Raw genomic sequence first — 11,803 nt, 5'->3', positions numbered from 1 at the left:
TTTTTAAAAATTATTTTTATAAAATTTATTTATCGGTTTTTCTTTTGATGGTGTGTTTAAATTTCAATACCGCAAAATTGAGTTCTACAGTGGTTTCTGTATCTGTCGTTTTCATTTCTTCTCCCAAAATATCCGAAATAATTTCACCACTTTTCTGCATCAAAGATTTTTGTTCACTTTCATCTTTTACTTCTGCCAATTCTGAAACAGTACGAGATAATTCTCTAATTTTTGTAAAAGTTTCAATAATAGCGATGGTCGTTTGTGTTGCTTTTTGACTTTTCAAAATCGTAGCCAACATATATAAACCCTTTTCTGTAAAAGCTTTTGGCAAAACTCTAGATTTTGACGACCATTTTGTGGTCGAAAATTTCGACCGCAAATCTTCAATTTCTGTTTTGTCAATCTCTAAAATATATCCATGCGGAAATTTTTCAGGATTGTTTTTTACCGCTTCATTTATTCTTTTAGTTTCTACTCCATACAATTCTGCTACATCACTATCGATAATTACTTTTTCATTTCTCAAGGTAATTATCGTTTCCTCGATGTTGTTAAATTTTATAAGCATTTGGTTATTAGTTTTCTGAAATTTTAAGGCGGTAGATTAAAAAATATCTAGACACAACCTTAATTTTCCTTAAAACTCAGCGTTTTTCGGAGTTCTAGGGAAAGGAATCACGTCTCTAATATTAGTCATTCCTGTTACGAAAAGAATTAATCTTTCTAGACCTAAACCGAAACCAGCATGCGGAACAGAACCGAATTTTCTAGTATCTAGATACCACCAAAGTTCATGTTCATCTACGTGCATTTCTTGCATTTTGGTTTTCAAAACATCTAATCTTTCCTCTCTTTGTGAACCACCAATGATTTCTCCAATTCCTGGGAAAAGAACATCCATTGCCGCTACGGTTTTCCCATCTTCGTTTAATCTCATGTAGAATGCCTTGATTTCTTTAGGATAATCAAATAAAACGACTGGAGATTCGAAGTGTTTTTCTACCAAATAACGCTCGTGTTCTGATTGTAAATCTGCGCCCCATTCTTCAATTGGGAACTGGAATTTTCCTTTTTTATTTTCTTTAGAATTCAATAGAATTTCGATGGCTTCAGAATAAGAAACTCTCATGAAACGTTTTTTAATTACGTTTTCTAGTTTTTCTATTAAACCTTCTTTGGCTCTATCTTTTTCTGGTTTTTGTTTTTGTTCTTCAGCAAATCTTTGGTCTAAAAATTTCAAATCGTCTTTGCAATTTTCTAGAACATACCCGATTACATATTTCAAGAAATTCTCAGCCAAATCAATATTGTCTTCTAAATTATTGAAAGCCACTTCTGGTTCTACCATCCAGAATTCTGCTAAGTGTCTTGTAGTATTAGAATTCTCTGCACGGAAAGTCGGCCCAAAAGTATACACTCTACCTAATCCCATCGCTGCTGTTTCCGCTTCTAACTGACCAGAAACCGTCAAATTGGTTTTTTTGCCAAAGAAATCTTGTGCAAAATCGATGTCACCGTTTTCATCTCTTGGAATTTGATTTAAATCAAAATTCGTCACTCCAAACATTTCACCAGCACCTTCTGCATCAGCACCAGTAATAATTGGCGTGTTCATATAAAAGAAATGATTTTGGTTAAAGAACTGGTGAATCGCAAAACTTACCGCACTTCTCACTCTGAAAACCGCGCCGAAAAGATTGGTTCTGAATCTAAGATGCGCCTGCTCACGAAGAACTTCCAAAGAGTGCTTTTTTGGTTGAAGAACAGTTTTTTCCATTTCTTCAGAGAAATTATCACCAAGAATTGTAATTTTCTTCGCAATGATTTCTATATCTTGACCTTTTCCTTCACTTTCTACTACCTCACCGGTAATTTTAAGTGAAGAAGCAGTTTTAATATTTTTGATGATTTCTTCGTCGAAATTTTCGAAATCTACTACAATCTGAATGTTGTTTATCGTAGAACCGTCATTCAATGCGATGAAACGGTTAGAACGGAATGCTCTCACCCAACCTTGAATGGTAATATCGTGATGTAAAAGTTTTTTATAATCTCCTAAAATTTCTTTAATGGTCTTCTTACTCATGACTTCATAATTATTCAGCAAAAATAAGAAATTTTGGCGTAATTTTTGATGTAACGCGGAGATTTTTACGGTTTTAAAAATTAGTTTTTGAAAAGAATAATTTTATTGCTCGTCATTCTTGGATGGCGTTAAGAAAACATCCATCAATCCTTCTGGCAATTGCATTTTGATAAATTTTTCTTCACGGTTTACTTCTAGAATCCAGCCTTTGATAATTGGAATGATGATTTCTTTGTCTGCTAATTTTAGAATAAAGTAATGTTGTGCAGTTTGGTCGTTTATTTCTACAATGTTTCCGCAAGATTTACCATCTTCTTCTCTGATTTCATACCCAATGACTTCGTGATAATAAAATTGATTCCCTGAAAGTTTTGGCAAGGTAGAAAGTGGTAAAAAAACATTCTTTCCAATAGATTGTTCTACCAATTGTTCAGAAGAATTCTTGAAAGTAATGATTTTAGAGTTATCATTTCCCCATTGTTGCTTTTCCACAAAAAAAGGCACGAGAAGTCCGTTCACTTCCACAAAAATCCCTTCCAGTTTATTGTATAATTCTGGTTGGTCTGTGTCTAGTTTTATGATTACATTTCCCTTTAGACCGTGTTTTCTGGTAATTTTTCCTAAAAAATAGCAATCTTCTTTTTTCATGGGTTGATATTTTAAAATTTTTTAAAAACCAAAAAAATTTTATTTGGTTTTATGATGCAAATATACTTTGTTTTAAAAGAATAAAGACGCAATAAATTGCGTCTTTAGTACATTTTATTTCTAAAATTGTTATGCTTCTGCTTCAGTTCCTTCAGCTTCAGCAGCTGGAGTTTCTTCAGTAGTTTCTTCAGCTACAGGTTCTGCGTTTGCAGCTTCTTCAGCAGCTTTAGCATCAGCTTCTGCTTGAGCAGCAGCAGCAATTCTAGCTTCGTTTACTTTAGCTTCAGCTTCTAGAGCAGCTTTTTTAGCAGCTTCTTTAGACTGAGTTAAACCGTCTTTTTTAGCGTTTACAGCAGCTTCTTTAGCTTCTAACCAAGCGTTGAATCTTTTTTCAGCTTCAGCTTCGTCGAAAGCACCTTTCGCTACACCACCTTGTAAGTGTTTTTTGTATAAAGCACCTTTGTAAGAAAGGATAGCTCTTGCAGTATCAGTTGGTTGAGCACCATTGTTTAACCATTTAACAGCTGAATCTACATCTAGTTCAATTGTTGCAGGGTTAGTAATTGGATTGTAAATTCCTAATTTCTCGATGAATCTACCATCTCTTCTTGCTCTAGCATCTGCTACTACGATGTGGAAAAAAGGTTTTCCTTTTTTACCGTGTCTTTGTAATCTAATTTTTACTGACATATTGTTGTGAATTTATGGGAACTCGTCCCTGTTAATATTTTTAAGTGTGCAAAGATAGTAAAATATTTTGTTTCAAAAAAATTTTGCCCAGTGTTTGTTATTGGAAGCTGAAACTTAAACTTTCCCTAAATAAAACAATCCGAGACAACGTTGATTTTCTTCTAAATTCAGAAATTCACCGAGATGATTTATTACTGTGTGAGAACTCCAATAACAACCTATTTGATTTGCCGTACAAGTTAAATACATATTCTGAACCGCCATCGAAGTTGCTGCAATTTCTTCCCATTCTGGAAGCAAACCACTGAAATTTACAGAAATGGTAACCACGGTGTCTGTTTTGGCAATTTTATCTGCAAAATCAAGATATTTTTTCTCTAAAAACAAGTGTTCTGGCGTAGTTTCTTTGTAAATTTTCTGAATTTCTTTTGCCAACTGCTGCTTTTCTTCTCCTCTAAAAATACGGAATCTCCAAGGTTTTGTTTTCTTGTGATTGGGCGCAAACTGTGCAGAACTTAAGATTTCATCTAAGATTTCTTGAGAAATTTCTTCGCTAGTATAATCTTTGGGATACGTACTTTTTCTGCTCTCTATGATTTGTTTTAAAATTTCTGAATTGTTCATTTTTAAAAAAAAGCTGTTAAGTTTTGGCTAAAGCCAAATGGAATGATTGATTATTACTAAGCGGACTAAAGTCCGCTCTATTGATATTTGACAAAATTAATTAAATAATTTTTTCAATTTTTTGGTGAATTCTATTGAGAACAAATTCTTCGCCTTCGGTTTTGCCTAACATGATTTTAGCCATCGGACTTTCTTCTGAAATCGCATAAAACCGATCTCCTTCGTAAAAAAACTCGCCGAGAGAAACCGAAAGATAAAATCTGGCTTTATTGGTAATGACCAGTGAACCAAGTTTTACTCTATCCGAAGAATGACGAAGCACCTGATTCATTTTCTTTTGCATGGTTTTGAGCGCAAACATTTGTTTATCCAAGTGATAAATTTCTTCTTGCATTTCTTCCCTTATGGAATCATACTTAGAAGTTTTCTTTACTTCTCTCGTTGCTTCCAAAGTAAAATTGAGATAAAACTCCAGCGTTTTTATCTTCCCAGAAATTGTGTCTTTCACAAAATTCCTCAGTGCAGTTTTATCATAATCTTTGACCAACATCTTCATTAAAATATTCAGCGAAGATAAAATTCTCTTTTGAAATATCGAAAAATAAAAAAACGGGAAATTTCCCGTTTTCTATATTTCTAAAATTTTAAATTAAGGTTTTTCTGAAAGTTTTTTCAAATTTTGGAGTCCTTCTTCATACGATTTTCCCATCCAGTAATCCATCATTGGCTTCATTAGATTAGAAGGATATTCCATTTCTGCATCTAGCGTCCAAACCACTTTTGTAGCATTTCCTTCTTGTGTCAATACAATATCAGAAGTGGCTTCACCTTGACCTTCAAAAGCCATTTTAGTGCTTTGTTTCTGATTTGGAATAAGTGCTGTGATTTCTTGGCATCCATTTCCTACATCTTTTTTATCACTTGTCCAGCAATGCTTATCGCCAATCTGACCAGAAACTCCAGAATAAGTAGATTGCAACTGCGGGTCTAATTTCATCCAAGGATTCCATTCATTAAATGCTTTCATAGAATTGAGATGTGAATACACTTTTTCTGCAGGAGCATTAATGACAATCGATTTTTCATAATGGTATTTTTCACCAATAACGAACATGGCAATCACCAAAACGGCTAGAATTGCCAAAAGGATTTTTAAAAACTTTTTCATAGTGTGAATATTTTCAGTGTTTTAACAAAGATAATAAAATGAACTAAATCAACATTTGTTATAGAAAAATGAACTAAATTTGAATATCTAAAATCAAGAACCATGAAAAAATCTTTTTTAATAGTTGTTTGCTTATCTATATTTTCCAATATTTTAGCACAAAAAACAAATCCCATCCTATTTTTTGACCTTGGATTGGGATACGCTAAAGAAATTAACAATTCTGGCGGCATTATACAATACGGAAGCATCAATTATGAAAAGAATAAAAATTTATTTACAGCCAGATATTCAGAGTTTAACCAATTAAGCGTAAAAGCTATCCCAATCACTCCTGTAACACCAATCCCATTCCCTTCAAGTGATTTTAAAAACACGGAAGTTGGTATTTTATACGGAAGAAGATTCATAGAAGACAATTTTGCGTACAGTTTTTCTGTAGGAATTTCTACCAACAAATATGAAATTTATAAGAAAGATGATTATGACAAAACCTATACAGAATCAAAAAATTACGCAGGTTGTCCATTTGAAATTTCTATAAAATGGTTCAAATCGGAAAAAAGTCCTTATAGAATTTATGAATTAATTCCTGTAGGCAAACCTACTGCTCTAGGGAACAGTGTAGGCTTTAAATTTTTAGGAAATATTTCTAAACATAGTTTCATGGGAATTGGGCTAGATTTTGGGATAGGTTATCATAAAGAATATTAGTATTTTTGTTAAAATTTTAGAAATGACAAATTTACTCTTACAGAAATTTAACACCCAATATAATTCAGCTCCATTTGCAGAAATAAAAGAAGAACATTACTTACCTGCATTCAAAGAACTGATAGACAAATCTTTGCAAGAAATAGAAGAAATCACTCACAATCCTGAAACGCCTACTTTCGAAAACACCATCGAAGCTTTGGCTTATTCTGGTGAACAATTAGATGTGGTTTCTAGTATTTTCTTCAACCTTAATTCTGCTGAAACGAATGACGAAATTCAACAAATCGCTCAAGAAGTTTCGCCTTTATTGACCGAATTTGCTTCTAAAATTTCGCAAAACGAACAACTTTTTTCAAGAATTAAAAAAGTTTACGACGAAAAAGACCATTACACGCTTAACGAAGAGCAAAAAATGCTTCTAGAAGAAACCTACAAAGGTTTTGTAAGAAACGGTGCATTGCTGAATGACGAGAAAAAAGAACAACTCAAAAATATCAATATTGAGCTTTCTAAAAAATCTTTACAATTCGGACAAAACGTTTTGGCAGCGACCAATCAATATTATAAACACTTGACCAACAAAGATGATTTGGCTGGAATTCCAGAGGCAATTCTTGCGCAATATGAAGAAGAAGCAAAAGAAAGAAATCTAGAAGGTTATGTGATTACGCTTCAATTCCCGAGTTTACTTCCTGTACTTACTTATGCTGAAAATCGTGAATTGAGAAAAGAATTGGCAATTGCAAACGGAAAAAAATCTTTTGATGGTGGTGAATTTGACAACCAAAATCTCATCAAAGAATTGGTAAAACTTCGTCAAGAAAAAGCGCAATTGTTAGGCTACAAATCTTTTGCAGATTATGTTTTAGAAGAAAGAATGGCAAAATCTCCACAGAAAGTGTTAGAATTTTTGAACGAATTATTGACTAAAGCAAAACCTTTTGCCCAAAAAGATGTGGAAGAGCTTTCCGTTTTAGCAAAAGCAGATGGAATTACAGAAATGCAAAGTTATGACCACGCTTATTATGCCGAAAAACTCAGAAAACAAAAATTTGATTTCAATGATGAAGAATTGAAACCTTATTTCCAGTTAGACAAAGTACAAGAAGCGGTTTTCGGGTTAGCTGGAAAACTTTTCGGGTTAGAATTTGTAGAAACCAGTGACATTCAAAAATATCACACTGATGTGAAAACGTATGAAGTTCTAGAAGTTGGAAGTCAGAAGTCGGAAGATGGAAGTTTCAAAGCTTTGCTTTATGCCGATTATCATCCAAGAAAGGGGAAAAGAGCGGGAGCATGGATGACGAGTTTTAAAAATCAATACATCAAAAATGGCGAAAATCACAGACCGCACATTTCTGTAGTTTGTAATTTTACCAAACCTACCTCAGAAACACCTAGTTTACTGACTTTCAACGAAGTCACCACGCTTTTCCATGAATTCGGGCATGCTTTACACGGTGTTTTGGCAAACACTCAGTATCCAAATCTTTCTGGAACTTCTGTGAAATGGGATTTTGTAGAATTGCCTTCGCAATTTTTAGAAAATTACTGTTACGAACCAGAATTTTTGAAAACATTTGCGAAACATTATCAAACGGGTGAAGTTTTACCAGATGAAAAAATTCAGAAAATAGAAGATTCTAAAAACTTTATGGAAGGCTATCAAACCTTGAGACAACTCAGCTTCGGAATTTTGGACATGTCTTATCACGCTGAAAACGTAAAAGTAGAAGATGTAAAAACCTTTGAAACCGAAACCATCAAAGCGACTCAAGTTTATCCTACTCTATCAGAAACAGCTGTTAGCACAAGTTTTTCACATATTTTCCAAGGAGGATATTCTGCGGGATATTATTCTTACAAGTGGGCAGAAGTATTAGATGCAGATGCTTTTCAATATTTCAAAGAAAATGGAATATTCAATCCTGAAATTGCAGCAAAATACAAAGTTTTACTTTCTAGTGGAGGAACAAAAGATCCGATGGAATTGTACAAAAATTTCAGAGGAAGCGAACCGAAAGTAGAAAGTTTATTGAAAAGAGCTTTTGGTTAATGGAATATGGAAAGTTGAAAATTGAAAATTGAAAATAACAACCAATCTAAAATCTAAAATTTAAAATCTAAAATTTGAAAAATCTTTGCCCTTGTTGTTCAGAAAAATTGTACGATGAATGTTGCGAGCCGTTTCATTCTAAAAAAGAGTTTCCAAAAACTGCGGAAGAACTGATGCGTTCTCGTTATGCTGCATTTGCCATTCCGAATGGTGAATATTTATGGCAAACCACATTGCCCAGCAAAAGAAAATTTCATGACAAAAGTGAATTGGAAGCTTGGGGAAAAGAAAACACTTGGACAAAACTTGAAATCATCAATTCCAGCGAAAAAGAAGTAGAATTTAAAGCGTATTTCACAGATAAATTCGGGAAAGAAAACATTCATCATGAGTTATCCACTTTTAAAAAGGTAGATAAAAAATGGTATTATGTTTCAGGGAAATTTTTAGATTAAAGTGAAATTCAGTTAATTTTACGTTTTTTTAATAACCTAATCAGCGAAAATTATTTTAGAACACGACAAGTTTTTAAAATGATTTTTAAAACCACAAAAGAGACAAAAGCTTTTTATTTCTTAAAGCAATCCAAAAGTAAAAAAAGTAGAATATTTTACTTTTTTTACTTTTGAAATACTTGTTTTCAATCCTTTCTTTTGTCTCTTTTGCGGTTTATTAATTTTTAACATATACTAAAAACAATTATTTATTTTTCTTCTTTTGTCTCAAAACATAGAGATAAAGGCTTTCCACTTTTTTCCTTGCCCAATCTGTTTTTCGTAGAAATTTAAGCGAAGAATTGATGCTCGGATTTTCGTTGAAACAACGAATGTTTATTTGCTTTCCCAGTTCCTCGAAACCATTGTAATAATCTACCAATTCTTCGAGAATGGCATCTAATCTTTTCCCGTGTAAAGGATCTTTAGAATTCTGTTCCATGTTATAAAATAAAATCCCGAAAATTTCGGGATTTTTTGTTTTTAAAATATTTTTTTAGGTATAATTTCAAAAAAAGATTAGAAATTAGTGACCAGAGTTGCCATCAATTCCGTGTGCATGTCCATGCGCTAGTTCTTCTTCAGTAGCTTCTCTATGATCTACGATTTCTACATCGAAATATAAAGTTTTTCCAGCCATTGGATGATTAAGGTCTGCTACTACCACTTCTGGAGTAACTTCTACCACTACTGCTTGGAAATTATTTCCTTGATTATCTGAAAGTGGAAGAATTGCACCAACTGGTGGCATTCCTGATTCATTGAACATTTCTAAAGGCAATTGTGCTACTGCTTGAGGATTTCTCTCGCCGTAACCTTCTGCCGGCAAAATAGTAAAAGAAGCTTTATCGCCAGAAGTTAATCCTTTTATGCTTTCTTCAAATTTTGGAATCATCATTCCCACTCCATATAAAAATGTAAGCGGATTTCCCGCATCTGATTTTTCTACAAGAACTTTTTCGTTATTTTCTCCATCTGTGTGAAGAACATAGTTGAGTGCAACTACTTGTTGGTTGTCTATTGTCATAATATTTTATTTTTTAGAGAATGCTCTCTTTTTATTCTATTGGTGTCAATTTTCTTGCCTTTGGAGAAAATAAAACTTTTAACTGCCAAATTGACCTGTTTTTTTTTAAACTCTTATCTAAATTGAACCAATAAATCTTTCAAAAAAATTAATTCTTTAGAATTCGACCAAAAAAGTTCTTTTCTATCAATTATTGTGATATTTCTTTTGATTTTACCGCTTCATTTCTAGCTTTTGCAAGCATAGGAATAGAAATAAGTCCCATTACTAGCATAATTACCAATTGCATGGTATGAGAAATAAAAGCATAGCTTAATCCTACTTCACCTCCCAATTTAGCATCTTTTCCCATAGAAAGAAATAGGGCAGAAATACCTAATTTCATAGCTAGGTGAAATGCTCCAATTCCTCCAGAAGCTGGAACCATCATTCCTAATGTTCCTACTACAATTAAGAAAAATCCGTCTGCAAATGTAAAACTTGAAGTTTCTGGCAATGCGAAACACACTAAATACGCTGCCAAATAATAAGCAACCCAAATCGCGATAGATAATATAATAAATTTACCTTTTTGCTTGAGTTTGAAAATGGTAGTTAACCCATGAAAAATCCCTTCTACAAATTCTATCACTTTTCCTATCAGAGGAAGATGGGTAAACTTGTCTTTGAATTTAAAAAAAATAAAAGTTCCTACTACCAATACTGCAATTCCACCTATAATATAAGTAGGATTTATTTTAATCCCTGATTTTTGGTAAAAAGTAACAATGGCGTCTTCTTTAAAAACTATCGTAAGAACCAAAAATCCTAACATACAGAATAAATCTACTACCCTTTCTAAAATAATGGTTCCGAAAGATTTATCTACCGGTACTTTTTCTACGCCATATAAAGCAGTAGAACGTGCTAATTCGCCACTTCTAGGAATGGTAAGATTCATGAGATACCCGAAAGAAATCGTCCACAATGAATTAGAATTAGAAATCTGGTAACCCATCGGTTCTAATAATAAATTCCAACGAACTGCTCTGAACCAATAAGCTAATAACCCAAAAATCATAGCGGCAAAAACCCAAAGATAATTGGCTTTAGCTAAAGAGGCTTTGATATTTGTAAAATCTAATCCTTTTAATGCAAACCACATAAAAAGGGCTGCAAAAGCAATAGATACCAGTATCGTAGAAACTGTTTTAAGAGACGATGATTTTTTTTGATTTTCCAAAAGAATAGCAATTAAGTAAGAAGATTGGTTTTTTCGTCTGGGAAAATAATTTTCGGTTGGAAGTTTTGTGCTTCCTCTACAGACATTTGCGCGTAAGAAATAATGATGATTACATCTCCTTTTTGCACTTTTCTAGCGGCTGGTCCGTTGAGACAAATTTCACCAGATTTTCTTTTACCTTTTATAACATAAGTATCAAAACGTTCGCCATTATTTACATTTACGATGTAAACTCTCTCTCCTACCACTAAACCTGCGGCATCAATAAGGTCTTCGTCTACTGTAATACTGCCGATGTAATTAAGGTCAGAAGCAGTAACCGTAACACGATGAATTTTTGATTTAAAAACTTCTATTAACATGGCGCAAATTTAAAATAAATTAATTGATTAGTAAAGAATTATCTGAGATTTAAACAAATATAATATTTCGCCAAATTCCATTTAAAAAAAGACATTTTAGCAGATAAACAAGTTAAACATTATATTTAATAACAAAAAAGAGGAAAAAAAATATCAAATTAACAAATTCATAATTTAGAAATTCATTAAACGCTTATTTAAAAAACACTCTATTCAAAGCATATAAAAAGAATTTCAATGCTCGGAAAAGCCTATTTATTGTAATAGATAACAATTATCATTTTCTCGTTAATTTATAGAAAAAACTATAATTATTATTAATATTGTGAAAAAAATTTGCACAATATGAAAATTGTTATATATTTGTCTTACGTAACAAATTAACAATTAATATTTATAACTATGAACAAGTCTGAATTAATCGACGCAATGGCAAAAGATGCCGGTATTACTAAAGTTGCTGCTAAAGCTGCTCTTGAGTCTTTCGTTGCTAACGTAACTGCTACTCTTAAGAAAAAAGATGGTAAAGTTGCTTTAGTTGGTTTTGGTACTTTCTCAGTAGCTGAAAGAGCTGCAAGACAAGGTATTAACCCTGCAACTAAAAAACCAATCAAAATTGCTGCTAAAAAAGTTGCAAAATTCAAAGCTGGTGCTGATTTAGCTGCTGCTGTTTCAGGTGCTAAAAAGAAATAATTCAAATTATTCA

General features: G+C 32.7%; 15 protein-coding genes. 4 read left to right on the top strand and 11 right to left on the bottom strand.

Translation table 11 applies throughout. The features are described 5' to 3' along the window. Window positions 1-25: 25 nt before the first annotated feature. The 7 genes from C3729_RS11615 to C3729_RS11585 form a co-directional block, all read right to left on the bottom strand. Window positions 26-571: an ORF6N domain-containing protein gene (locus C3729_RS11615; RefSeq protein ID WP_104794308.1), complete on the bottom strand. Its 546-nt coding sequence runs from the start codon at window positions 569-571 to the stop codon at window positions 26-28. Window positions 572-640: 69 nt separating this feature from the next. Beyond that, window positions 641-2,089 carry an asparagine--tRNA ligase gene (asnS, locus tag C3729_RS11610; RefSeq protein ID WP_069798866.1) on the bottom strand — a complete coding sequence of 483 codons (1,449 nt, stop codon included), beginning with the start codon at window positions 2,087-2,089 and terminating at the stop codon, window positions 641-643. 102 nt (window positions 2,090-2,191) lie between these two features. Then, the gene (rimM, locus tag C3729_RS11605; protein ID WP_104794307.1) at window positions 2,192-2,737 is read right to left on the bottom strand and encodes a ribosome maturation factor RimM; all 546 of its coding nucleotides are present in this window, start codon (window positions 2,735-2,737) and stop codon (window positions 2,192-2,194) included. 129 nt (window positions 2,738-2,866) lie between these two features. Further along, window positions 2,867-3,427, bottom strand: coding sequence for a 30S ribosomal protein S16 (locus tag C3729_RS11600; protein ID WP_069798862.1), 561 nt, complete (start codon window positions 3,425-3,427; stop codon window positions 2,867-2,869). Window positions 3,428-3,541: 114 nt separating this feature from the next. Further along, complete coding sequence (locus C3729_RS11595; protein ID WP_104794306.1) at window positions 3,542-4,051, bottom strand: nitroreductase; 510 nt, start codon at window positions 4,049-4,051, stop codon at window positions 3,542-3,544. A 100-nt stretch (window positions 4,052-4,151) separates the two neighbouring features. Continuing rightward, window positions 4,152-4,607 carry a hypothetical protein gene (locus C3729_RS11590; RefSeq protein ID WP_104794305.1) on the bottom strand — a complete coding sequence of 152 codons (456 nt, stop codon included), beginning with the start codon at window positions 4,605-4,607 and terminating at the stop codon, window positions 4,152-4,154. A gap of 93 nt (window positions 4,608-4,700) precedes the next feature. Next, complete coding sequence (locus C3729_RS11585; protein ID WP_104794304.1) at window positions 4,701-5,219, bottom strand: SRPBCC family protein; 519 nt, start codon at window positions 5,217-5,219, stop codon at window positions 4,701-4,703. Window positions 5,220-5,321: 102 nt separating this feature from the next. Here C3729_RS11585 and C3729_RS11580 point away from each other — a divergent pair, with 102 nt between their 5' ends. The 3 genes from C3729_RS11580 (at window position 5,322) to C3729_RS11570 (ending at window position 8,447) form a co-directional block, all read left to right on the top strand. Then, window positions 5,322-5,933: a hypothetical protein gene (locus C3729_RS11580; protein ID WP_104794303.1), complete on the top strand. Its 612-nt coding sequence runs from the start codon at window positions 5,322-5,324 to the stop codon at window positions 5,931-5,933. 22 nt (window positions 5,934-5,955) lie between these two features. Continuing rightward, entirely contained in the window at window positions 5,956-7,992 is a 2,037-nt protein-coding gene (locus C3729_RS11575) for a M3 family metallopeptidase (RefSeq protein WP_104794302.1), read from the top strand. A 74-nt stretch (window positions 7,993-8,066) separates the two neighbouring features. Next, the gene (locus C3729_RS11570; RefSeq protein WP_104794301.1) at window positions 8,067-8,447 is read left to right on the top strand and encodes a YchJ family protein; all 381 of its coding nucleotides are present in this window, start codon (window positions 8,067-8,069) and stop codon (window positions 8,445-8,447) included. 244 nt (window positions 8,448-8,691) lie between these two features. Here C3729_RS11570 and C3729_RS11565 read toward each other — a convergent pair whose 3' ends face one another. The 4 genes from C3729_RS11565 to panD form a co-directional block, all read right to left on the bottom strand. After that, complete coding sequence (locus tag C3729_RS11565; protein ID WP_104794300.1) at window positions 8,692-8,928, bottom strand: VF530 family DNA-binding protein; 237 nt, start codon at window positions 8,926-8,928, stop codon at window positions 8,692-8,694. Between the two features lie 84 nt (window positions 8,929-9,012). Beyond that, window positions 9,013-9,513, bottom strand: a complete 501-nt coding sequence (locus C3729_RS11560) for a peptidylprolyl isomerase (protein WP_069798636.1) — start codon at window positions 9,511-9,513, stop codon at window positions 9,013-9,015. Window positions 9,514-9,703: 190 nt separating this feature from the next. Further along, window positions 9,704-10,735, bottom strand: a complete 1,032-nt coding sequence (locus C3729_RS11555) for a lysylphosphatidylglycerol synthase transmembrane domain-containing protein (protein WP_104794299.1) — start codon at window positions 10,733-10,735, stop codon at window positions 9,704-9,706. A gap of 11 nt (window positions 10,736-10,746) precedes the next feature. Then, window positions 10,747-11,097 carry an aspartate 1-decarboxylase gene (panD, locus tag C3729_RS11550; RefSeq protein WP_069798631.1) on the bottom strand — a complete coding sequence of 117 codons (351 nt, stop codon included), beginning with the start codon at window positions 11,095-11,097 and terminating at the stop codon, window positions 10,747-10,749. A 402-nt stretch (window positions 11,098-11,499) separates the two neighbouring features. Here panD and C3729_RS11545 point away from each other — a divergent pair, with 402 nt between their 5' ends. After that, window positions 11,500-11,790, top strand: coding sequence for an HU family DNA-binding protein (locus tag C3729_RS11545; protein ID WP_069798629.1), 291 nt, complete (start codon window positions 11,500-11,502; stop codon window positions 11,788-11,790). Window positions 11,791-11,803: the final 13 nt, after the last annotated feature.

The sequence above is a fragment of the Cloacibacterium normanense genome, assembly GCF_002943105.1.
GTDB lineage: Bacteria > Bacteroidota > Bacteroidia > Flavobacteriales > Weeksellaceae > Cloacibacterium.
Note: the sequence above shows the minus strand (reverse complement) of the source record. Positions and strands in the feature narration are given on the sequence as shown.